The sequence below is a fragment of the Beduinella massiliensis genome, assembly GCF_900199405.1.
In the GTDB taxonomy this organism is placed as follows: Bacteria; Bacillota; Clostridia; order Christensenellales; family Aristaeellaceae; genus Beduinella; species Beduinella massiliensis.
On sequence record NZ_LT963430.1, the window covers coordinates 578,401 to 601,322 of the forward strand.

Annotated in this window: 18 protein-coding genes; 11 read left to right on the forward strand and 7 right to left on the reverse strand. The window is 61.9% G+C overall.

Going from position 1 to position 22,922, the window contains the following annotated elements; translation table 11 throughout:
- Positions 1–47 precede the first annotated feature (47 nt).
- The 7 genes from C1725_RS03375 to C1725_RS03405 form a co-directional block, all read right to left on the reverse strand.
- Positions 48–908, reverse strand: coding sequence for a TIM barrel protein (locus C1725_RS03375; protein ID WP_102410272.1), 861 nt, complete (start codon positions 906–908; stop codon positions 48–50).
- Positions 909–935: 27 nt separating this feature from the next.
- On the reverse strand, positions 936–2,015 hold the full coding sequence (locus C1725_RS03380) for a Gfo/Idh/MocA family oxidoreductase (RefSeq protein WP_102410273.1): 1,080 nt from the start codon (positions 2,013–2,015) through the stop codon (positions 936–938).
- Between the two features lie 28 nt (positions 2,016–2,043).
- Positions 2,044–2,937, reverse strand: coding sequence for an ABC transporter permease subunit (locus C1725_RS03385; protein ID WP_102410274.1), 894 nt, complete (start codon positions 2,935–2,937; stop codon positions 2,044–2,046).
- Positions 2,938–2,956: 19 nt separating this feature from the next.
- Complete coding sequence (locus tag C1725_RS03390; protein ID WP_346026296.1) at positions 2,957–3,895, reverse strand: ABC transporter permease; 939 nt, start codon at positions 3,893–3,895, stop codon at positions 2,957–2,959.
- 67 nt (positions 3,896–3,962) lie between these two features.
- Entirely contained in the window at positions 3,963–5,435 is a 1,473-nt protein-coding gene (locus C1725_RS03395) for an ABC transporter substrate-binding protein (protein ID WP_346026297.1), read from the reverse strand.
- A 94-nt stretch (positions 5,436–5,529) separates the two neighbouring features.
- Entirely contained in the window at positions 5,530–7,122 is a 1,593-nt protein-coding gene (locus C1725_RS03400) for a helix-turn-helix domain-containing protein (RefSeq protein ID WP_102410276.1), read from the reverse strand.
- On the reverse strand, positions 7,116–8,843 hold the full coding sequence (locus C1725_RS03405; protein WP_102410277.1) for a histidine kinase: 1,728 nt from the start codon (positions 8,841–8,843) through the stop codon (positions 7,116–7,118). Before C1725_RS03405 ends, C1725_RS03400 begins: the two co-directional genes overlap by 7 nt.
- Before the next feature lie 316 nt (positions 8,844–9,159).
- Between C1725_RS03405 and C1725_RS03410 the strand changes: the two genes are divergently transcribed.
- From C1725_RS03410 to C1725_RS03455, 11 genes are all read left to right on the forward strand, one after another.
- Positions 9,160–10,779, forward strand: coding sequence for an ATP-binding cassette domain-containing protein (locus tag C1725_RS03410; protein WP_102410278.1), 1,620 nt, complete (start codon positions 9,160–9,162; stop codon positions 10,777–10,779).
- A gap of 158 nt (positions 10,780–10,937) precedes the next feature.
- Entirely contained in the window at positions 10,938–11,492 is a 555-nt protein-coding gene (locus C1725_RS03415) for a CDP-alcohol phosphatidyltransferase family protein (RefSeq protein ID WP_346026298.1), read from the forward strand.
- A gap of 213 nt (positions 11,493–11,705) precedes the next feature.
- Complete coding sequence (locus tag C1725_RS03420; protein ID WP_102413225.1) at positions 11,706–11,969, forward strand: CD3324 family protein; 264 nt, start codon at positions 11,706–11,708, stop codon at positions 11,967–11,969.
- Positions 11,970–12,721: 752 nt separating this feature from the next.
- On the forward strand, positions 12,722–13,426 hold the full coding sequence (locus tag C1725_RS03425; protein ID WP_102410280.1) for a C45 family peptidase: 705 nt from the start codon (positions 12,722–12,724) through the stop codon (positions 13,424–13,426).
- 18 nt (positions 13,427–13,444) lie between these two features.
- Complete coding sequence (locus tag C1725_RS03430) at positions 13,445–14,068, forward strand: LbetaH domain-containing protein (RefSeq protein WP_102410281.1); 624 nt, start codon at positions 13,445–13,447, stop codon at positions 14,066–14,068.
- 986 nt (positions 14,069–15,054) lie between these two features.
- Positions 15,055–16,137, forward strand: a complete 1,083-nt coding sequence (locus tag C1725_RS18870; protein ID WP_146009120.1) for a hypothetical protein — start codon at positions 15,055–15,057, stop codon at positions 16,135–16,137.
- A gap of 545 nt (positions 16,138–16,682) precedes the next feature.
- Positions 16,683–18,191, forward strand: coding sequence for an IMP dehydrogenase (locus C1725_RS03435; RefSeq protein ID WP_102410282.1), 1,509 nt, complete (start codon positions 16,683–16,685; stop codon positions 18,189–18,191).
- A gap of 190 nt (positions 18,192–18,381) precedes the next feature.
- Entirely contained in the window at positions 18,382–19,836 is a 1,455-nt protein-coding gene (locus tag C1725_RS03440; protein WP_346026299.1) for a GMP synthase (glutamine-hydrolyzing), read from the forward strand.
- Between the two features lie 289 nt (positions 19,837–20,125).
- Entirely contained in the window at positions 20,126–21,061 is a 936-nt protein-coding gene (locus C1725_RS03445; protein WP_146009121.1) for a sugar-binding domain-containing protein, read from the forward strand.
- Between the two features lie 163 nt (positions 21,062–21,224).
- Positions 21,225–21,851, forward strand: a complete 627-nt coding sequence (gene dhaL, locus C1725_RS03450; protein ID WP_102410285.1) for a dihydroxyacetone kinase subunit DhaL — start codon at positions 21,225–21,227, stop codon at positions 21,849–21,851.
- A gap of 10 nt (positions 21,852–21,861) precedes the next feature.
- On the forward strand, positions 21,862–22,854 hold the full coding sequence (locus C1725_RS03455) for a dihydroxyacetone kinase subunit DhaK (protein WP_346026300.1): 993 nt from the start codon (positions 21,862–21,864) through the stop codon (positions 22,852–22,854).
- The last annotated feature ends 68 nt before the right edge of the window (positions 22,855–22,922 follow it).

Here is a 22,922-nt window from a genome sequence, read left to right on the forward strand (position 1 = left end):
AGGCCCGCCGCCCCGCGTATCGGGACGGCGGGCCAAAGCCGCTTGCGTCAGTTCCAGTCGATGCCGCTGAACCTGCGGAAGCAGCTCATGCTGACGCGGATGGATTCCATCTCGTCCAGCTGCGTCTGATCCTGCTCCAGGATGATGTACTCGATGTTGCCGGTCCTGTTCGCCGCGTCGATGATCTTCTGGATGTCCATGCAGCCCGTGCCGATTTCCACGATGGAGCGGCGGTCGCCGACCGTGTCGCGGAAGACGTCCTGCGTGATGTACACGTCCCCGCACTTGTCGAGGTGGTTGAGCGGCGGGTCGTAATCCTGCGCCAGGTCCTTCTGGTGCAGCACGCATACGCGGTCCGCGTGCGCCTCGATGAAGGCGACGGGGTCGCATCCGCCCCGCAGAGCCCAGTAGGTGTCGAGCTGGATGCCCACGCACGCGGGGTCCGTGTTCTCCATGATGAGCTCCATCACGTTTTTGTCCCCGAAGCGCTGGAACTCGTGGAAGTGGTTGTGGTAACAGAACCGCATGCCCGCCTGCGCGATGCGCCTGCCCACGCGGTTGAAGCCGTCGCAGGCGCGCAGCACCTCGTCGCGGTTCCGAAAGACGCTCATGGGGTTGATGAGATATTTCGCGCCGAGCACGCTGTAATACGCGATGATGGGGTCGATGGTCGCCTCGTTCATGGGGAAAATGTGGCCGCTGACGACCTTGGAGCCGTAGGGGGCGATTTTTTCCTTCAGGCTTTCGGCGCTCACGCCGAACCCGCAGCCGCAGTCCTGATCCGCGCGGTGGTTCGCGGTTTCGATGTACCGGTAGCCGGCGCGGGCCACCTCGCCGATCGCGGCGATGGGGTCCTTGGCCATGGCGTTCTTGACGGAGTAGAGCTGAATGCCGACCTTAAGTGCCATGTGTATTCCTTCCTTTCCTTCGGATCGTCAATCCTCGTCGAAGTAGACGGCCCTGCCCGTCGCGCCCGACGTGTAGATGGCCTCCAGAATGCGGGTGACGACGATCGCCTGCTCGGGGAGCACCAGCGGCTCGGTGTCGTTGATGACGGCGTCCAGCCACTGGCGGGCTTCCAGCACGCCGGGGGTATCCTCGGCGCCGCCGAAGTAGTCCACGCCGCTCGCCTCGAGGTCGGGCTTTGTGACGACCATCTTGTCGTCCACGACGTAGTTGAGCCGCAGGCCGTCGTTCATGTCCGCGCCGCCGTCCACGCCGCACAGCGTGCACTTGGCCTGCCGGTCGTCCAGGATGTTCAGCGCCCAGGAGCTTTCCAGCACGATGACCGCGCCGTTCTTCATGGTGATGAAGCCCATGGCGGCATCCTCGACCGTGTACTTGTCCACGTCCCAGTGGCCCAGGATGTTGCCCTGGTTTTCCTGCTTGCCCAGCTTTTTGAAGGCGCAGCCCATGACGGAGGCGGGCTCGTAGTTGTCCATCTCCCAAAGCGTCAGGTCCAGCGCGTGCGTGCCGATGTCGATCAGCGGCCCGCCGCCCTGCTCGTACTCGTTGAGGAACACGCCCCAGGTGGGCACGCCGCGCCTGCGCAGGGCGTGCGCCCTGGCGTAGTACACCTCGCCCAGGGAGGGCATGCGGCCCTTGAGGTATTGGCTGTCCGGGCGGAAGCGGTTCTGGTAGCCGATGGTGAGCTTCTTTCCGGTCTCCTTCGCGGTTTCCAGCATCTTCTTGGCGTCCGCGTAGGTCTTGGCCATGGGCTTTTCGCACATGACGTGCTTGCCCGCGCGCAGCGCGTCGCAGGTGAGCTCGCAGTGCGAGCGGTTGGGCGTCAGCACGTGCACGACCTCGATTTCTGGGTCGCGGAGCAGCTCGCGGTAGTCGGTATAGACCTTTGCGTCCGGCGCGCCGTATTCCTTTGCGGCCCACTGGGCGCGCTCCTCGATCAGGTCGCAGAAGGCGACGAGCTCGGCGCGCGGGTCCGCCTTGAGGGAGGGGAGGTGCTTCTGCTTGGCGATGCCGCCGCAGCCGATGATGCCGATCTTGACGGTTCTCATAAATCACGTTTCCTTTCGATGGGCCGCGTCAGCCCTTGACGGCGCCGACGGCGATGCCCTTGACGAAGTTGTTCTGCACGAAGGGGTAGATGAGCAGGATGGGCAGCACGCCGATGGCCGCGATGGCCATGCGGACCGACATGCTGGGGATGCTGGACTGCATGCCGGCGGCTGCGGCCGAGAGCGAGGCGTTGCTGGCCAGGAACTGGATGTCGGACATCATGCGCGTGAGCAGATTCTGGATGGAGTAGTACTGGGGCTTGGTGATGTAGATCATGCCGTTGTACCAGTCGTTCCAGTAGGCGATGCCCACGAACAGGCCGACGGTGGCGATGATGGGCCGCGACATGGGCACGACGATGCTCAGGAAGATGCGCAGCTCGCCCGCGCCGTCGATCTGGGCCGATTCGACGACCGCGGAGGGGATGTTGCCCGCAAAGTAGGTGCGCATGAGCAGCACGTACCAGGCGCTGACGAGGAGCGTGGGGATGAGCAGCGCCCACAGCGTGTTCTTGATGCCCAGGTAATTGGTGTAAAGCAGGTAGGTGGGCACCAGGCCGCCGTTGAAGAGCATGGTGAAGAAGACGAAGAAGGTGAAGCCCTTGCGGCCCGGCAGGTCCCTTCGGGAGAGCGGGTAGGCCAGCAGGGACATGATGACGAGGCCGCCGAGCGTGCCCAGCACGGTGACGAGCACGGTGACGCCGTAGGCGCGCAGGATCTGATCGCCCTGCCTGACCAGGTATTCGTAGGCCTCGAGGCTCCACTCCGCGGGGAAGATGCTGTAGCCGTTCGTCGCCAGGGCGCCCTCCGAGGTGAGCGAGGCGACGAAGAGCAGCAGGAAGGGAAACAGCGCGAAGAGGCTGAGCAGGCCGAGCACGACGTGCGCGACGCACTGGAAGATGCGGTTGTCGCGGGTATTCATGGCGGTTTCTCCTTTCTGCTCAGAACAGCGCGTTTTCGGGGCTTACCTTACGGACGATCAGGTTGGAGGCGAGCACCAGCACGAAGCCGACGAGCGACTGATACAGGCCCGCCGCGGAGGACATGCCCACGTCGCCCAGCTTCATCAGCCCGCGGTACACGTAGGTGTCGATGACGTTGGTGGTGGAGTAAAGCGCGCCGGAGTTCATCGGCACGTGATAGAACAGGCCGAAGTCCGCGTAGAAGATCTTGCCGATCATCATCAGCACCATCATGACGATGGTGGGCTTGATGAGGGGCAGGGTGATGGCGCGAATCTGCTGGAGCTTGGTCGCGCCCTCCAGCGCGGCGGCCTCGTAAAACTCCTTGTCGATGCCTAAAATCGCCGAGAGGTAGAGCACGCACAGGTAGCCGACGTTCTTCCAGGCGTTCACGAACACGAGGATGGGCGGCCACAGCGAGGGCGTGGAATACCAGGCGGGCCCCGTCTGCCCCAGGGCGGGCAGCAGCGTCCTGTTCACGAAGCCCAGGTCGCTCGACAGAAAGGCGTTCACCAGGTAGCTGATGATGATCATGGAGATCAGGTAGGGCAGAAGGACCGCGCTCTGGTAAAACTTCTTCATCCGGCGGCTGGACAGGTCGTTGAGCAGGATCGCGACGGCGACGCCCAGAAAGTTGTTCAGCGCGATGAAGACGACGTTGTACAGGAGCGTGTTGCGCGTGATGAGCCAGGCGTCGGAGGTGGCGAACAGGTATTCAAAGTTCTTGAGGCCGATCCAGTCGCTGCCCAGGATGCCCTTGCGGAAATTGAGGTCCTTGAAGGCGATGATGAGCCCGGACATCGGCAGGTAGTTGTTGACGATGAGGTACGCGATGCCGGGCACCATCATGAGGTAGAGCGGAAGGAACTTCTTCCACTTGACGGGCCTTCGGCCGGTGGGGGTTCTGGTGGCGATCACCGCTTTTCGCTCCTTTTGCCCGCGCCGGCGGACGGGGATGCCGCCCGCCGGCGCGCGGCCGTAATTTTTACTTCGTCTTCGCCCATTCGTCGAGCTGGCGCTGCTTTTCCGCGACGACCTTGTCGATGCCCGCGGCCTTCAGCTTGGCGCGGAACTCGGGCAGGGCGACGTCCGGGTCGAGCACGCCCCATTCCAGGCCGCAGCGGTACTCGTTGAGCACGTTGTTGAGCGCGGCGACCTCGGTCTTGACGGGCGTCGGGTCCCAGGTGAAGCCGAACGCGGCGGACTTGACGGCGCTCTGGTTAAAGGCCTGCAGGTCCTCGTACAGCGTGGGGGCGTCGCCCTCCCAGATGTGCGTGATGTACTGGTTGCCCATGGCCCAGCCCATGTTCAGGTTGTAGCCGGAGCTCTCCGCGGTCACGCCCTCGGGGTAGTTGATGAGGCCGTTTTCCTGCACCACGTAGTGCTTGCCCTCGATGCCCCAGGAGAGCAGGTTGGCGATGCGCGGGTCGGTGTACATGAGGTTCAGGAACTGCATGGCCTTGTCGGGGTGCTCGCAGTTGGCCGCGATGTACCACTGGCACTGCTGCACCACGGAGGAATTGGTGTTCACCTCGACCATGGGCACGCTGACGACCTCGCGCTGCACGGTCGCGCTCTGTTTGAGGTCAAAGCCCGGCTTGATGTTGGAGGTGTTGGCGAACAGGCGGCCGGAGGTCATCTGGGGGTTGGTGTTGTCCGAGGAGGTCATGACCTGCTCGGTCACGTAGCCGTTTTGATACCAGCTACGGAAGTAGCGGCAATAGTCCTCGTACTCCTGGGTGTCGAAGTAGTTGACGACCTCCAGCTTTTCGCCGTAGTTCATCAGGACGCCCAGGTTGTCGCTGAGGGAGTCGAATGTGCAGATCGTGTCCAGCAGGGCGTTGCCGCCGTTGGCCGCGCTCAGGGGGATCATGGCCGGTTCGCTGTCCTTGATGGTCTGAAGGACCGCGGCCATGTCGTCCAGCGTCTTGATTTCACCGACGTCTACGCCGTACTTTTCGCAGACGTCCTTGAGGAGCACGAAGCCGCGCGTCACCGCCAGGTCGCGGTTGGTGGTGAGCCCGTACTGGTGGCCGCCGATGCGCCCGGCGTCCAGCCACTCCTGGCCGACCGCGTCCACGATGCCCTGGCCGTACTGCGAGAGCAGGTCGTCCAGCTCGATGATCTGGCCCTTGTTGTAGTAGTTGAGCCAGTAGCTGCCCCAGCACATGAAGGTGTCGAGCTGCTCGTTGCCCGAGAGCATGAGGTTGAGCTGCTCATGGTAGTTGCCGAAGTTGGCGACCACCGGATCGACCAGCTTGACGTTGATCTCCTCGATCAGGATTTCGTTGACCACGTCCAGCACCTCCTGCAGGTCCGAGGGGACGCCGTTGAGCGAGAAGAAGCCGATGGTGAGCTCCGTGGGCTTCTCCTCCGCCAGCGCGGGGGTCAGCCCCAGGCAGGCGATCAGCAGGGTCAGGCAGAGCAGAAAAGAGATACGTTTTTTGTGGTTTCTCATAAGAAAAGTGCCCTCCTTTGAATGAATTCGATGATTCATTATAACGTGCACAGGAGGGCACAACCACTTGTTTTGTGATAGAATCTTTGTACATTTATGACATTCGCGCCTGAGAGGGGTCTTTTCTGTAGGCGGAGGGCGTGAGCCCGGTGTACTTTTTGAAGATCTTGGAAAAGTAGGCGAAGTTGTCGTAGCCCAGCCGCGCGGCGATCTCGCTGATGGACAGCCCGCTGTGCGTCAGCCACTCGCAGGCGGTGCCCAGGCGCACCGTCTGCAGGTAGCTCACGAGGTTGACGCCCGTCTCCTGCTTGAAGAGGCGCGAGACGTATTCGGGGCTCAGGCCCACGTGGGCGGCGATGTCCTCGCGGCTGAGGTCCTCCTCCAGATGGCTCTTGATGTAGCGGCAAATCTGCTCGGAGACGGGAACCGGGTCGTCGGGCCCGCGCAGCAGCTCGCGGCAGGCGCGCACCACGTGTACGCAAAACCTGAGCATGTCGCTCGCGCCCGCCGCCGCCCGGGCGAGCAGGTCCTGCACGCCCTCGGCGGAGAGCAGGGCGGCGCTTTGTATGCCCTCGTCCTCCAGCACGGCGTAGACCATCTGCAAAAAATCGTGTAAAAAATAGGAAAGCACGCGCTCGGGGACGACGCCCTTGGCGGCGAGGGAGGAGAGGTAGGCGGAGGCCTGCCGCTCCAGCGCGTCCGCCTGACAGGCGCGCAGCAGGCCGCGCCAGCTCTCGAACGGAGGCTTTTTGTATTCGCACTCCGAATCCTCGTGGGCGAGGGGCGCGGGGAAGAAGTGCGCGCGCTGCTGGTCCATGCGGTTGTGCACGTAGCGACGGATGCGGCGGCTCTGGCTGGCGGCGCGTTCGGGCGCGACGCCCTCCATGGCGCAGCAGGCGAGGGCGACGTGCAGGTACATTTCCATCGCCTCCGCCGCCCGGGCGCATAGGGCGAGGTAATCCTCCCCCGTCCGCTCGCCGCTTTGCAGGATGCAGGTCCAGACGCCCTCGACCGGGGAGACGACGGCCGCGGCGCCCGTGAGCTCGGCGAGGATGTTGCGCACGCAGAAGTCCAGGTCGTGCGCCGAGAGGCCCGAATGATCGTCCGAGGGCACGCGCAGCACGGCCTGCAGCAGCGCGTAGGCTTCGTTCAGCGGCGTCTCGATGCGGCGGGCGGCCATCTCCGAGAGCAGCGCGCCGCGCCGGGGCTCGACGCCTTCCCGGAGCACGTCCTGCCAGAAGTTTTCGAGCAGGAAGCGGCGGTTTACGACCCAGTTCTTGCCGTAGGCCACGTAGTCGCTGGTCGTGCGCGTGCGGCGCACGCGTTCAGCCGCGCGCGCGATCGCGTCCTCCAGCGTGGGCAGGGGCGCGGGCTTCATGACGTAGTCGATCGCGCCCAGGGCCACGGCCTCGCGCGCGTAGCGGAAGTCCGCGTGCGCGGTGAGCAGGATGCTGACGACCTCGCGCTGCTCCTCCCGCAGCAGCCGCAGCAGGTCCAGGCCGCTGCCGCGCGGCATCTCGATGTCGCACAGCAGGATGTCCACCTGCCCGGCGGAAAAGACCTGCATCGCCTGGCGCAGGCTCTGGGCGGTATACACGCGCTCGATGCCCAGCTTCGACCAGTTCAGCTCGCTTTTCAGCATGCGGAGCACCAGTGCCTCGTCGTCCACCAGCAGGATGCTCAGCATGGCAAGCCCTCCTCTTCCTGCGGCGAATAGGGGATGTAGGGAAGGACGATGTCCACGCGCGCGCCGTGCGGCTGGGTATTGGACAGGCGCAGCGAGGCGCGGCCCTTGTAGGCGAGAAGCAGGCGCTGCTGGGCGTTGTAGATGCCGATGTGCGCGTCCGTGCCGTCCCCCAGCGGGCGCTGGGCGCGGGCGGCGGCGAGCAGGTCGTCGGGAAAGCCGGGGCCCGTATCCGAGATGGTGAGCAGGATTTCGTCCTGGCGGGCGGGGTCCGTGCGCACCTCGATGCCCAGCACGACCGCCTCGTCCATGCTCGCGGCGTACTGAATGCTGTTTTCCACGAACGATTGCAGGATCAGCGGGGGCACGGCCGCGCCGCGCAGGTTCTCCTGCACGTCCACGCACACGTCCAGCTTGTCGGGGAAGCGCATCTGCTGGATGCTCAGGTAGTTCTCCACGTGCTCCAGCTCGTCGTGCAGGCGCACAAACGTGCCGGTGCTGCGCAGGGTATAGCGGTAATAGCGCACCAGAAAGGTGGTGAGCTCCTGAATCAGGGCGTAGTTCTTCACCTGCGCCAGCGTGAAGAGGGTGTTGAGGGCGTTGATGAGAAAGTGCGGACGGATCTGGAGCTGGTAAAAGTGCAGGGTGGTGCGGCTGCGGCGCAGCTCGCTTTCGTAGTTGGCGATCTTGAGCTGCGTGACCTCCCGCGCCATGTGGTTGAAGGTGTCGTTCACCAGGTCCAGCTCCTGCACGTGGGTGCGGCCGTCGACGCGGGCCTCGAGGTCGCCGCGCTGAAAGGCGCGCATCGCCTCGGCGAGGCGCGCCAGCGGGCGGAGCATGTGCCGCTTCGTCGCCAGGTATGCGCACAGCACGAACAGGCACATGAGCGCGGAGAGCGCGATCAGGAGGTAGAGGTTCCGGCTGAGGCCGCCCACGAGGCGCTGCGTGCGCACCAGGGCCGCCAGCGTGAGGTCGGCGCGCGCGAGCGGGGCGCGCACGAGCGTGTAGCGGGCGCCGTCGAGCGTGAATTCGTCGCCCGGCAGGTACACGGGGTTGCTCAGGGTGTGGGAGACGAGCTCGGAGGAGAGCACCGCGCCCGAATCCCCCAGCAGGCACACGTCGTCCACCGCCAGAAAGCTGGAATTGCGCAGGCTTTGGAGCAGCGCGTCCGCGCTCACGTACACGCCCAGGTAGCTGTCGCTGAACGGGCGCACGAAGAAGAGGTAGCAGCTATCCCCGACGCGCCGGCAGTACCAGGAGAGCAGGTCGCCGCTGAGCGTGCCGCACAGGTCCCCGCGCAGCGTGTCGTGAAGGGCGTCCGTCTCATCCAGGGGCAGCGTCCGGTAGGCGCAGGCGAGCAGGCGGTCCGACTCGGGCGAGAAGAAAAAGGCGCCGTCCATGCTGGTGGAGAGCAGCACGCTCTGAGAGAGCGCGCGGTAGACGGTCTGGCGCGCGAGGAGCGCCTGGGTGTCGTCGCCCGGCTGCTCGGCGGCGTACAGAGCGCTCGTCTGGGTGCTCAAAAGGTTGGCGACGTTCAGCTCCACGTTGTGAAAGGTGCTGTCGATCATCTGCAGATAGAGGCGCATGGTGTCGCTGTAGGAGCGGAGCACCTGGCTTTTGACGAACCCGGCCGAATAGGCGGTGTTGATCAGCGTAAAGGCGGTCAGGAAAAGAAGGATGCAGACGAACAGAAGCTGAACCCAGCGCTTGAGCGAAAGGCGCATCGCACATACCCCGCTTTTTGAGATGTTTAGAATGGGGAAAAGGGGCGTTTTACAGGTTGACCGACATGCTTCGTCCGCTTTTTTAGCCGGACGCGGACGAACGTTCAGGATAAATATAGCGCAAACGGCGAAAAACCGCAATCAAATTTGTGCAGCCTGGGAACGCCCGCCGACCGCCCGGAAGGCGGGACGCCCGAAATCCCTTGATTTCCTTGACTTTTTGCCGCGTTGATTGTACAATACGTTCGTTATGCCCTGTAAGCAATGCGCAGGGACTATGGGATGCGGGCAAGGCCCCGGGAGGATTCAATCGCACATGATCGCAGCACAAAACGTCACCCTGAGCTACAGCGGCAAGCCGCTTTTCAAGAACGTCAACATCAAGTTCACCGCCGGGAACTGCTACGGCATCATCGGCGCGAACGGCGCGGGCAAGTCCACGTTCCTGCGCCTGCTCTCCGGCGAGCTGGAGCCGACGGCGGGCGAGATCGCCATCACGCCCGGCGAGCGCATGGCGGTGCTCAAGCAGAACCACTTCGAGTTCGACGAATTCGAGGTGCTGCAGACCGTCATCATGGGCCATAAGCGCCTTTACGACATCATGACCGAGAAGGAAGCGCTCTATCAAAAGGAGGACTTCACCGAGGCGGACGGCGTGCGCGCCTCCGAGCTGGAGGGCGAGTTCGCGGATCTGGACGGCTGGAACGCCGAGTCCGACGCGGAGATGCTGCTCACCGGCCTGGGCCTCTCGCTCGACCTGGAGCACAGGCGCATGGCCGAGCTGGACGGCAGCCAGAAGGTCAAGGTGCTGCTGGCGCAGGCGCTGTTCGGCAACCCCGACATCCTGCTGCTGGACGAGCCGACCAACCACCTGGACATCCAGAGCGTGCGCTGGCTGGAAAACTTCCTGCTCGACTTCCCCAACACGGTGATCGTGGTCTCCCATGACCGCCACTTCCTCAACAAGGTCTGCACCCACATCTGCGACATCGACTACAGCAAGATTCAGATGTACGTGGGCAACTACGACTTCTGGTACGAGTACACGCAGATGGCCGCGCGCCAGGCCAAGGACCAGAATAAGAAGACCGAGCAGAAGATCAAGGAGCTGCAGGCCTTCATCGCCCGCTTCTCCGCGAACGCGAGCAAGCACAAGCAGGCCACCAGCCGCAAAAAGCTGCTGGACAACCTCACGATGGAGAACTTCGAGCCCTCCAGCCGCCGCTATCCCTTCGTGCAGTTCAAGCCCGACCGCGACATCGGCAACGACCTTCTGACGCTGAAGGACCTTTCCAAGACCGTGAACGGCCGCAAGGTGCTCAACAAGATTTCGTTCACCCTGACGCCCGGGGACAAGGTCGCCTTCGTGGGCACGGACGAGCTGGCCAAGACCACGCTCTTCCAAATCCTCATGGGCGAAATCGAGCCGGACGAGGGCAGCTTCAAGTGGGGCGTGACCACCTCGCAGGCCTACTTCCCCAAGGACAGCAGCGCCTTCTTCGAGGGCTGCGACCTGACGCTCATCGACTGGCTGCGCCAGTTTTCCGAGGAGCAGTACGAGGCCGACATCCGGGGCTGGCTGGGCCGCATGCTCTTCTCCGGCGAGGACGCGCTCAAGCCCGCGCGCGTGCTCTCCGGCGGCGAGCGCGTGCGCTGCATGCTCTCCAAGATGATGCTCTCCGGCGCGAACGTGCTCATCCTGGACGAGCCGACCAACCACCTGGACTTGGAATCCATCACCGCGCTCAACGAGGGCATGACCTCGTTTACCGGCAGCATGCTCTTCACCACGCAGGACCACGAGTGTGTGCAGACCGTGGCCAACCGCATCATGGAAATCCTGCCGGGCGGGCTGATCGACCGGCGCGACAGCTACGACGAGTACATCGAAAACCCCGACATCCCCGCCCTGCGCGAGCGGCTGATGAACGCCTAAATTTTTGACCCTGCAAAGAACGCTGTTTCCCGCGGGGCAAAACTGTGCTATAATGGCCTGTAAGGGATATGCCGGAAGGCGGATTCCAGACCGGTTTGCGTCCCGTGGGAAGCGGGGCGCGCAAGATCAGGCTATCCCCCCGAAAGGAACATGAAACGGTGGAGAAGATCAGGCAAGAGAAAATCCTTAACGTACCGAACGCGCTGACGATTCTGCGCTTCGTGCTGCTGCCCTTTTTCGTGTGGCAGTTTTTCCGGGGCCATACGACCACGGCGTTCATCATCTACATCGTCGTGCAGCTTACCGACATGCTGGACGGGCTCATCGCGAGGAAGTGCAACCTCGTCACCAACTTCGGCAAGCTCATGGACCCCCTGGCCGACAAGCTGATGCTGCTGACCGTGCTCATCTGCTTTGGCATCGACGGGCGCGTGCCGTGGTGGATCATCGCGCTGGTGCTCGTGAAGGAGGCGGCGCTGGTCGTCGGCGGGGCGGTGGCGCTGCACCGGGGCATCGTAGTGCACGCCAAGCACATCGGCAAGGTCGCGACCGTGGTGTTCGCGCTCTCGATCGTGCTCAACTTTATGTCCATGAGCCCGCTGGACCGCTACGTGCTGTACGCGGCGGTGGCGCTGACGCTTTCCGCGCTCGTCTTTTACGCGGCGGACATGCTGGGCCCGCTGCGCGAGGCGAAGAAGCCGCGGGCGAAGTGAGCGGACGCTTCAAAAATCACAAAAGACGGCCCGCCGGAGACGGCGGGCCGCCGCTTTTAAAGAGACGCTTTCAGAAGGAGGAGAATTTCAGATGAGGCTCAACGAAGCAGGACTCCATGCAAGGCCAGAAAGCCGCGACGATTGCATGGAGTAAGGGTCGCGGGCATGACGCTGGCTTTGCTGCTTGACGGAAACATCAAGGAGGGAGCCCGCATGAAGTATATAAGCGCAAAAGCGCTTCTGCCCGATGCGCTGGTCAAGGAGCTGCAAGGCTACATCCAGGGCGGCTACATCTACGTGCCCACGACGCGGGCGCGGCAAAAGCGCTGGGGGGAAGCGTCCGGATACCGCGAGGAGCTGCGGAAAAGAAATCAGGAGATCAAAGGGGCCTACCGGCAGGGGGCGACGGCCGAACTGCTGGCGGAGCGCTACTGCCTGTCCACGCACGCGATCCGCAAAATTCTATACGAGAAATGACCTCGTGCAACGCGTGCAAAATGAAGGCTCGCTTTGCACGAAGGACGCGGGGGATGTTTTCCTCCGCAAAAGCTGCGCATTTGTGCGCAGCGCGCGAAGCGAGCAGGGCCGGGGCCTGCGCATAGCGCTCCGCAGAGGCCAGGGTGCGGCAGGCAAAGCCGGTCGATACGATCCCACATGAAGGGGAAGCTTCCCCTTCATACATCTCATCTCCTTTAACAAGACGATACTTTGTCATCGGTCTGGGGGCCGCGCTGTTCAGCGCGGCCCTATTTTTGCGGCGGCGGCCGTTCGGAGAAGAAGCGGGCACCGCCCGCCGCGTGCGCGGAAGGCGCGAAACGGAGAGAGGGGTTCGGAGAAGGAAGCGGGCACCGCCCGCCGCGTGCGCGGAAGGCGCGAAACGGAGAGAGGGGTTCGGAGAAGGAAGCGGGCACCGCCCGCCGCGTGCGCGGAAGGCGCGAAACGGAGAGAGGGGTTCGGAGAAGGAACACACGCGATATGGGCTCCCTTCTTGGGGACAGGGAAAGTTAAAAGAAGGCAGCCGCCCGCCCCGCCCGCCTCCGCTCGCCATCCGGCCGCGTGCGCAGGGGTACGAAACGGAGAAAGCGGTTCGGAGAAGGAAGCGGGCACCGCCCGCCGCCCGCCCCGCCGCGTAGAAAATGGTTCGGTGCCGTTTCGTGTATTGAGGACGCCCGGCGGCGGGGGTATGATAGGGGCAGGCGGCGTAAAGCGCGCCGGAGAGGATGAAACACATGTGCATTCGATTTGTGCTGAACGGCGACGAGATGCTGACCGGCTTTAACTTCGACATCGACCTGGGGGTGTGGGATCATCGGATTCTTCTGGACGAGGACCGCTTTGCCATCGGCATCCGGCGGCCGGACGGCCTCTACCATTGCTACCACGGCGTAAACCGCAACGGGAATGCGGGCACGCTGCTCTACGTTCACGGCAGCCCGGCGGGCACGTTTGCGGACGGGCCCGGCTGCCTCACGATCGCCGACCTCACGGAGCGCTTTGTCAAGGGAGAAATTTCCCTGGACGAGGCGCTGCGCGCGGTGCAGACGAAGCGGATCGTCTACGCGCCGGACGCGACCATGCAGGCGCTGCTATCGGACGCGCGGGGACGGGCGCTGACCGTCGAGCCGGGCGTCGGCTACCGCATGGAGTGGGCCCCGCTTTCCCTGCTCGCAAACGGTTCGTGCCTCGATCCCGAAAGCACGCGGCCCTTCGCCGTGCCGGGCGACGACCGCTACGAGCGGGCGCAGCGCCTGCTGTCCGGCCGCGGGCGCGGCTTCACCGCCGCGGATGCGCTGGAGGCGCTCCGGGAGGTAAGGCAGGAAGGGGAGTGGGCGACCCGCGTGTCCTTCGTCTACGCGCCGGGGCGCAATACCGTCTATTATGTGCTCAACAACCGCTTTGACGAGGTGTCAAAGCACGAATTTGCGGCGCGCTGAGCGCCGGGGAGGCCATGTATGTTTCCAGATCGGATTTACCCCCGCACGGGGGACGCGCAGACCGTATACCTGAAAAACGTCGTGAAAAACCCCGCCATTTCCGTGGGGGAATTTACGATTTACAACGACTTTGAGCGGGACCCACGGGATTTCGAGCGCAGCAACGTGCTCTACCACTACCCCGTCAACCGCGACAGGCTCGCCGTCGGGAAGTTCTGCTCCATCGCCTGCGGCGCGAAGTTCCTGTTCAACAGCGCTAACCACGCGCTCGGCGCGCTGTCCACCTATCCGTTCCCGCTCTTCTACGAGGCCTGGGGGCTGGACAAGCAGGACGTGGCCTCGGCGTGGGACAACAAGGGCGACATCGTCGTCGGTAACGACGTGTGGATCGGCTATGAGGCGGTGATCCTCGCCGGGGTCACCATCGGGGACGGCGCGGTCATCGCGGCCCGCGCGGTGGTGACGCGGGACGTCGCCCCGTACACGATCGTGGGCGGCGTGCCAGCCAAGCCGATCCGCCGGCGCTTTGACGAGGCGACCGTGTCGGCTTTATTGGAACTGAAGTGGTGGGATTGGCCCGCAAAACGCATCGCGCAAAACCTCGGCGCGATCCGGGCCGGACAGGTCGAGGCGCTTCGCTGAGCGCGCGGCTACAGGATGAAAGCGGCCCTGAAAATCGGGGCCGCGATTTTGTTCTTTTACGGGCTGGAAAGTCCGCAAACCGCCGGATATTCCCGCCGCCGTTCGGTTCTCTATGTATGCAGTTTGAAGGGTGGGAGCATCATTCGTCTGGCAACAGGTATTCAGCAAAGGGGGCTTCACGTGACTTATCTCCTGACGCCAGAATACAGCGGATGCACATACGTACTACGATTGGTTCATTCATTCCGACACAATCAATATAAAGTGTACCTCTCCATGATGAATACTCTGGGGATAGAGGACGAAAGTCCTGTGAGGGCCCTGCTTTAGACGAATTTTCGTTTGGGGGTCTCTTTTCCCCTGTTGAAAAGCACAGTCGATATTCTCAAAAACTGAGGTTTGGTCTATGGATTTGTTTAAGTAGCGTAGAGCCTTTACTTTATATCCACGAAGAGGCAAAGTGGACGTGGCTTGTAACAAAGGGAATGACCACACATTCATCCATCTCACACATGGAATGGTCAACGCCCTATCGTTCACAGTTCCAGGAGTCTTAATCTTTTAGCAGAACACATCGATAGCTAGGCATTATTTGTAATTGTGCAGGAAGTTCGCGTTTTTTATTTATGCCGAAAAACGGCTGTTTGTGCCGGGGTACTCTGTTTTGCGTAAAAATATAGTGTAAAATATAAGGATATGATAGAAGGGGCGCCTAATGAACCGGCTCATACCTTGGGCGTTGCATCGGGGTGTGTTTACGGGTAATGTGGCGCAAGGAAAACAAGTGGGTCGGCATGGATCTTTTGAAGCACCCGTATCTGAGAGCGCAAAGGACCGCTTAGACGTTTCATGCTTTAAACAGATTAGGAAAGGGATGATTCCATGGATGGATGAACTTGACGCTTTTTAATATTGTTCTCGGCAAACTTGTTATGTCCGAATAAGAGCTTTGCGCTCTCATTCGGATTCTGTGGAGGGACGTCAATATGAAAAAAATGATGGCTGCCGTTTTCGTGATTTCTTCCTTGATATGTTCAGGACCGTTTGCTAAAAGTGAGACAAATCTGTATACATATCCGGAGTTATATAGCCAGGCTCAAACAGATTGGGTTGAGACATATTATGCGTACGATAGGGAAATTCAAATTAACGTAAGGTTTAATATGCCAGAAGTATACAAGCTTCCGGTTCTGAAAGTTCAAAGGCAAAAGCCGATATCCGATTCTGTTCTGAAAGATTTTCAAAATCAATTTACATGTGAGAGGATTACAAACAATCCAGGACAGCTTTCAATCGTCTGCAACGACGTACATAAGGAAATACTGGAAATGAGATCTGATTATTCAATATTAACTATAGATTTCGATTTAGATGAATTGAAACAATCAAATAATGCAGTTCCTGAAGTAAATCTATCGCAAGTGGAAGAGATACTGAGCTTTTTTGAATATCAAAAGAACTTTCTTTTGCAGCAAAACTCGGTATCTTTATCAGCCCCAGTTCAGGCTTCATATAATCGTTATGTGGATTGCGATGGACGACCACTGTCAGAAAGCGGGTTTTATGCCTTTGCATTTAACCAGCTTATCTATGATATTCCGGTTTTGAGTAATATTCGAGCGCATTATCGTAATCCAATAAAAAGCGAGAACGGAATATATTTGATGGCGAACAGATTTTATTGTAAAAATAGCGAAAGCTTTAATTTGAATTTAAATTTGCTTGAGGAGCTGGAGTGCGCAATGGAGGATATGCCCGTGTGCTCGATTGAAAAAATAAAAAGCACTTGTGAGCAACTGATCGACAAAGGCTTAGTAAGAGGTATTCAAAGCATAGAGCTTGGATATGTGCTCTACGACGATAAAGAGGACGGAAGCTTTTTTTGGGCGGTGCCTACATGGTTGGTGCGCTGTGAATACTTTGATTCCCCGGAGAAAGAGTGGGGAGAAAAGGCTCCGGAAACTCGAACCACATCCACTTTAGCTATTAATTCGCAGGATGGGACATTCTATGATCTTTTGTCAGAAGAGGCAAGCCGATCGGTTTGTCCAACGATTATTCCGTTTTAAACCCTGGCAAAAAATAATAGCGCACGATTCCTGGTGCTTTTTGTTATGGCATTATGTTATTTGCATATATAGGGCTATCGGCTGTTGCTTGCTTCCGGCGGGTTTGCTATGCGTCTGGGATGGACATCCGCTATTTGAAAAAAGAGGCTTTCAAGCGCGTCTGCGGTTTGAGGCCTTTTTGTTGTGTTATAAGAAGGAACGGCGACCGCATGCCTGCATGGTGGCGTTAGCCGCGCCGTCACGCAAACGTACAAAAAAATACGATGTGCTCGTAAGGCTAGCGGATTCCTATGATTGATCGTTGCATTCTGCACGCAAACGCGCCTGCGCTGATTTCACCGCGCGGCCAATGAAAAAAGCTTTCGCGGCTTCCCCTCCGGCCGCGGTTTACGCCTTGTGGCGATGCGACGCCATTTCAGCCCGCGCTCCCGTCTAAATTCTACAAAACGCGCGAAAATGCTTGCTTTTGCGCCCTGCGTGCTCTATACTTAATCATTAATTCCATAACCATTCAGTGCTGTGACAGAGAAAGAGGAGGACATCAGATGGCTTACTTTTACGATGAACCATCGCATACCTTCAGTGAATATCTGCTGATTCCCGGCTATTCGTCGGCCGATTGCATCCCCTCCCGGGTGTCGCTGAAGACGCCGGTCGTGAAGTTCCGCAAGGGCGAGGAACCTTCGCTGACCATGAATATCCCGCTCGTTTCCGCGGTCATGCAGTCCGTATCGGACGACAAGATGGCCATCGCCCTGGCGCGCGAGGGCGGCATCTCCTTCATCTACGGCTCGCAGACGGTCGAGCAGCAGGCCGACATGGTCCGCCGCGTGAAGAGCTACAAGGCGGGCTTCGTGCAGAGCGATTCCAACATCCGCCCCGACCAGACGCTCGCGGACGTGCTTGCGCTCAAGGCGCGCACCGGCCACTCCACCGTGGCCGTCACCGACGACGGCACCCAGAACGGCAAGCTGATCGGCATCGTCACCAGCCGCGATTACCGCGTGAGCCGCATGGACCCCGGCACGCAGGTGCGCGAATTCATGACGCCCATCGAAAACGTCATCTACGCCAAGGAAGGCATCAGCCTGAAGGAAGCCAACAACGTCATTTGGGATCACAAGCTCAACGCGCTGCCGATCCTGAGCGAAGAGGGCCGCCTGGTGGCGTTCGTGTTCCGCAAGGACTACGATTCGCACAAGGGCAACCCGGACGAGCTGCTCGACGCGCAGAAGCGCTACGTCGTCGGCGCGGGCATCAACACGCGCGACTACGAGCAGCGCGTGCCCGCGCTGGTGGAGGCGGGCGCGGACGTGCTGTGCATCGACTCCTCCGAGGGCTACACCGAATGGCAGCGCCGCACGCTCTCCTTCATCCGCGAGCGCTACGGCGACGCGGTGAAGGTCGGCGCGGGCAACGTCGTGGACCGCGACGGCTTCCGCTTCCTGGCCGAGGCGGGCGCGGACTTCGTGAAGGTCGGCATCGGCGGCGGCTCCATCTGCATCACGCGAGAGACGAAGGGCATCGGCCGCGGCCAGGCGACGGCGGTGATCGAGGTGGCCCGCGCGCGCGACGAGTACTTCAAGGAGACGGGCGTGTACGTGCCGATCTGCTCCGACGGCGGCATCGTGCACGACTACCACATCACCCTGGCGCTGGCCATGGGCAGCGACTTCTGCATGCTGGGCCGCTACTTCTCCCGCTTCGACGAGAGCCCGACCAACAAGGTCATGGTGAACGGCAACTACATGAAGGAATACTGGGGCGAGGGCAGCGCCCGCGCGCGCAACTGGCAGCGCTACGACAAGGGCGGCGCGAGCAAGCTCTCGTTTGAAGAGGGCGTGGACTCCTACGTGCCCTACGCGGGCAGCCTGCACGACAACGTGGGCCTCACGCTGGCGAAGGTGCGCTCCACGATGTGCAACTGCGGCGCGCTCACGATTCCGGAATTGCAGGAGAAGGCCAAGCTGACGCTGGTTTCCTCCGTCAGCATCGTAGAGGGCGGCGCGCACGACGTGGTGCTCAAGGACAATTCGGCCACGCAGGTGAAGTAAAACCGCATATTGAGCCCGCCCCGCCGAAGGGGCGGGCGTTTTTGCGCCTTTTACGGCGGTCTGCCCGTATATATCGCACGTATACGGCACAGAATACGCAGGGGTTTATCTGCATGGAAGGAAAATGCCGCCTTTACGCAGAATAAATAAAGAATCGGAAATCTGCCTGTACGCCGGAGGAGGAACAGCCATGCGGGATATGATCCTGGTAGTGGACTATCAACACGATTTTTGCCGCAACATCGCGCGCAAGCTGCGCGCCGAGCACATCTACTGCAAGGTGGTCGCGCGGGATACGGCGGTGGAGCAGCTCAGGGCGCAGGAGGCTTCCGGCGTCATCCTGGCGGGCGGGGTGGAGGACTGCGAAAATACGCAGGAGCAGCTCGCCGACTGCTCGCGCATCGTGTCGCTCGGCCTGCCGGTGCTCGCGATGGGCAGCGCCTCGCTGCTGCTGCTCGGCGCGCTGGGCGGCGAGGCGGGCGAGGTGTGCGTCCGGGAGCAGGCCCAGTCCGTGCGCTACGCCGACATCCCGCTCTTCGACGGCATTTTGGAGGGGGAGCGCTGGCTGAACTGCGCGCGCACGCTGTCGCTGCCGCCGGAGGTCACGGCCATCGCCCAGTGCGAGGCGGGAACGGTCGCGTTCGGCCACAGCCACCAGCCGCTCTACGGCGTGCAGTTCCAGGTGGAGCAGAACGACCCGGACGGCATGGCGATCCTCTCCAACTTCGCCCAGCGCATCTGCCGGTGCACCACCTGGTGGTCCACCGAGGCGTTCATCGAGCGCAGCCAGAGCGAGATATTGCGCGTGGCGGGGGAAGGGCGCGCGCTGTGCGCGGTGAGCGGCGGCGTGGATTCCACCGTCTGCGCGCTGCTGACCTATCGGGCGCTGGGCGCGCGCATGCAGGCCGTGATCGTGGACAACGGCCTCCTGCGGACGGGCGAGGCCGACGCGGCCTACGCCATGCTCTCGGACATGGACATCTCCACCGCGCGCGTGGACGTATCGCGCGAGGTGTTTGAGGCGCTGAAGGGGCTCTCCGACATGGAGGAAAAGCGCCGCGCGGTCATGGACGTCATGAACGGGGCGGTCGATTCCTTCGCCCGCTCCATGGGCGGCGTGCAGGTGATGGTGCAGGGCACCAATTACTCCGACATCATGGCCGGGCACCTGCCGGAGCGCTCGCCGGAGGGAGACATGCGCATCGTGCTGCCGCTGCGCGAGCTTTTTAAGGACGAGGTGCGCCGCGTGGCGGAGCAGCTCAGCCTGCCGGGCGAGGCGTCGCGCCGGCCGCCCTTCCCGGCGGCGGGGCTCGCGATGCGCATCGTGGGCGAGACGACGCCGGAGCGCGTGGCCATCCTGCGCGCGGCGGACGCGATCTTCACGGAGGAGATTCGCGCTTCCGGGCAGGACAAGCGGCTTTCAAAGTACTTCCCCACGCTCGCGGGGGGCGCGCAGGCGGGGTTCGCGGGCGAGCTCATCGTGCTGCGCGCGGTGCACGCGAGCGACAGCAAGATGCTGCCCGCGCGGCTGGCCTACGACCTGACCGAGCGCGTGACCGAGCGCATTTTGGAGACGGTGCCGGGCGTGAGCCGCGTGCTTTACGACCTGACGCCCAGCTCCGAGCAGGGCGAGGGGTTCCAGTAAAAATGGAGCGGCTTTATCCGCGATTTCGGTAAAACTGCTTTGACGGCGGCATACCCGCCGCGCGAAGCCCCCTGCCGTGGGATCCCCCCTGCGGCGGAGGGCTTCTTTTTTTTGTCCCCTAAAGCCGACGAAAAAGATATTTATAACTTTAATGTTAGAAATATCTTGACAACGCGACGAGGCGTGCTATAATGTGTGCATAGATGATGAAAACAAGCCGATAAGTTATTGCATGTTTGCTTTCTGCATCCCCGCGGTGCCGGATTGGATTGCGAGGTAGGGTGAATTGATGACGGAGGAATTTCGGATTTATCACGTGGCGAAGCTTTACTACATCGACCACATGAAGCAAAACGATATAGCGGAAATGCTCTCCATTTCCCCGATGCTGGTATCCCGCATCTTGAAAAGGGCGGAACAGGAAGGCATCGTCACATTTCAGGTGCGCTCGCCGAACCAGCTGGACTGGCAGCTGGGCGCGCGGCTGAAGGAAAAGTTCAGGGGGCTGAAGGAGGCGCTCGTGGTGCACGCGCCGGCGGAAGCGGACATGCGCGCGCAGATCGGCCAGACGGCCGCGGCGTACATTCTGGACGTGGCGAAGGACGACTCCATCCTGGGCATATCCTGGGGGCGGAACATCTGCGAGGTCGCCAAGGCGCTGCCGCTGTCGCCGCACCCCGGAATGCAGGTCGTGCAAATGTCCGGCGGCTTCCTGTGCGACACGGACTACATGATGATGCCTTCCAACCTGGTCAAGCTGGTCAGCGAGCGCCTGCAGTGCGGGGCCGTCTTCCTCAACGCGCCGCTCTACGTGTCCTCCGAGGAGGCGGGAAGGCTCCTCGCGCAGGACCCCATGTACCGGTACATCCAGTCCCTGGCGCAAAGGTGCGACATCACGCTGTACGGTCTGTCCTGTATCGAGGCGTCCTCGACCACCACGCGGGTCGGCGTGCTGAGCGAGGATTCCATGGCGGAGCTGGCGGCGCGGGGCGCTGTCGGGGATATCATGGGGCACTTTATCGACGCGCAGGGCGAATTTGTCGATTGGTCGGGCCGCAACTGCCAAATGGGCGTTTCGCTTTCCACGGTCTCCGCGGCGGCGCACGCGATTTGTGTGGCGGCGGAGCCGGAGAAGGCCGGCGTGATGCGCTGCGCCATTCAAAGGGGATATACCAACACGGTGGTGATTTCATCGCAGCTGGCGGAAAGGCTGCTTGCGCTGTGACGGTGGAAGGGCATCGGAAGGCCGAGCCATCATTTGAAAGTATACTTTTTGTGATAAGCCCTTGGCGCTGATAAATGCTCCTTTGCAGGAACATTTGAGGCGCTTTTTTTCTTTTGGGCCTCTGTCACAAAAAGTATCATTTATTGGAGGGAGGGGATACAGCGTGGAGACGAGGACGTTTATCTTCCGCTGGCTGCGGGCCGCATCGTCGATGATGCGCCATGAAGAGGCACTGAGCCGGTTGGATTTGGAGATCGGAGACGGGGATCACGGCGTGACCATCGCCCGCGGCTACGCGGCGCTGTGCGAGGACCCGCAGCTGGCGGCATGCGAGAGCCTGGAGGACTTTTTCCAAAGGGGCGGCGAACTGATCGCCGCCCGCATGGGGGGCGCGATCGGGCCGATCTACGGCCTTTATTACCAGGCCCACGCGGAGGCCTTTGCGGGGGCGGCGGAGGCGGACGTTCCGGGGCTCGCCGCCGCCGCGAACGCGGCGGTGGAGCGGATCGGGCGGATTTGCCGGGTAAAGCCGGGGGACAAGACGGTGCTGGACGCGATGGCCCCCGCCGCAGAGGCGTTGGCGGCAAACGCGCGGGCGCCGCTGGAGGATGCCCTGGCGTCGGCCTGCCGCGCTGCGCGGGAAGGCAGGGACGCGACGAAGGACATGCGGGCGCGCAAAGGGCGCGCGCGCTTTCTGGGAGAAAAATCGATCGGGCATGTAGATGCGGGCGCAAGCTCCTACGCGCTCTGGCTGGAAGCGCTGCTTGCCAGCATGGGCGGACCCGAATAAGGAGACGGCGATGAAGAAGATCATCAATTCGACGGAAACCCTCGTGGAGGATACGCTGCGCGGTTATACGATGGCCCACGGGGACATCATCCGCCTCGTGCCCGGCACCCATATGGTGGAGCGCGTGCGCCCCAAGGAAGCGGGCAAGGTGCGCATGCTGATAGGAAACGGCGCGGGCCATGAGCCCGCGGTCGCCTGCTGGGTGGGCCGGGGCATGTTCGACCTGAACGTGGTCGGCGAAATCTTCACCTGCGCATCCTCCGCCCACATTTACGAAGGCATCAGGCGCCTGAGCGCGGGCGGGCCGGTGCTGGTCGCCGTGCAGAACCACGCGGGCGACGTGCTCAACGCGGACATGGCGGTTGCCAGGGCGCAGGCGGAGGGGATCGACGTACAGTCCGTCCTCTTCTACGACGACATCGCGTCCGCGCCGCGCGACATGATCGAGGAACGCCGCGGGATCGGCGGGATGCTGTTTTACGCGAAGATCGTCGGCGCGCTCGCCGAGCGGGGCGCGGGCCTGGCGGAATGCGCCGCCATGTTCGAGCGCGTGCGGGAGACGACGCGCACGTACGCGGTGGCCGTGACGAACTGCACGCACCCCATCACCGGGATGGCGATGTTCGCGGGGCTGCCGGACGACAGGATCGAGCTGGGCATGGGCGTGCACGGCGAAGGCGGCGGCGGGCAGATTCCGCTGCCCACGGCCCGGGAGCTGGCGCGGCTACTGTGCAAAACGCTGGCGGAGGACGGCGGATACAGCGCCGGGGACCGGCTGCTGCTGATGGTGAACGGCGCGGGCGGCATGACGATGATGGAGCTGAGCATCCTGTACGGCGAGCTGGCTGACGCGTTCGCGGCCCGCGGGCTCGAAATCGTGGGCTGCAAGGTCGGCAGCTACCTGACGACGCAGGAGCTTTCCGGCGTGTCGGTCTCCAGCTGCGCGGTGGACGGCGAGATGCTGGCGCTCTGGAACGAACCCTGCCGCGTCGGCCAATTCTGATTCTGCATCGCCCCGGGATGCGGGGCGGGCGAATAAAGCCGGGGCTCCTGCTCCGGCAAAAAACGGGC

Excerpts from the sequence above, each read along its gene's own strand:
- C1725_RS03375 (WP_102410272.1), bottom strand. The coding sequence starts at position 908 with ATGGCACTTAAGGTCGGCATTCAGCTCTACTCCGTCAAGAACGCCATG.
- C1725_RS03380 (WP_102410273.1), bottom strand. The coding sequence starts at position 2,015 with ATGAGAACCGTCAAGATCGGCATCATCGGCTGCGGCGGCATCGCCAAG.
- C1725_RS03385 (WP_102410274.1), bottom strand. The coding sequence starts at position 2,937 with ATGAATACCCGCGACAACCGCATCTTCCAGTGCGTCGCGCACGTCGTG.
- C1725_RS03395 (WP_346026297.1), bottom strand. The coding sequence starts at position 5,435 with ATGAGAAACCACAAAAAACGTATCTCTTTTCTGCTCTGCCTGACCCTG.
- C1725_RS03400 (WP_102410276.1), bottom strand. The coding sequence starts at position 7,122 with ATGCTGAGCATCCTGCTGGTGGACGACGAGGCACTGGTGCTCCGCATG.
- C1725_RS03405 (WP_102410277.1), bottom strand. The coding sequence starts at position 8,843 with ATGCGCCTTTCGCTCAAGCGCTGGGTTCAGCTTCTGTTCGTCTGCATC.
- C1725_RS03410 (WP_102410278.1), top strand. The coding sequence starts at position 9,160 with ATGATCGCAGCACAAAACGTCACCCTGAGCTACAGCGGCAAGCCGCTT.
- C1725_RS03420 (WP_102413225.1), top strand. The coding sequence starts at position 11,706 with ATGAAGTATATAAGCGCAAAAGCGCTTCTGCCCGATGCGCTGGTCAAG.
- C1725_RS03425 (WP_102410280.1), top strand. The coding sequence starts at position 12,722 with ATGTGCATTCGATTTGTGCTGAACGGCGACGAGATGCTGACCGGCTTT.
- C1725_RS03430 (WP_102410281.1), top strand. The coding sequence starts at position 13,445 with ATGTTTCCAGATCGGATTTACCCCCGCACGGGGGACGCGCAGACCGTA.
- C1725_RS18870 (WP_146009120.1), top strand. The coding sequence starts at position 15,055 with ATGAAAAAAATGATGGCTGCCGTTTTCGTGATTTCTTCCTTGATATGT.
- C1725_RS03435 (WP_102410282.1), top strand. The coding sequence starts at position 16,683 with ATGGCTTACTTTTACGATGAACCATCGCATACCTTCAGTGAATATCTG.
- C1725_RS03440 (WP_346026299.1), top strand. The coding sequence starts at position 18,382 with ATGCGGGATATGATCCTGGTAGTGGACTATCAACACGATTTTTGCCGC.
- C1725_RS03445 (WP_146009121.1), top strand. The coding sequence starts at position 20,126 with ATGACGGAGGAATTTCGGATTTATCACGTGGCGAAGCTTTACTACATC.
- C1725_RS03455 (WP_346026300.1), top strand. The coding sequence starts at position 21,862 with ATGAAGAAGATCATCAATTCGACGGAAACCCTCGTGGAGGATACGCTG.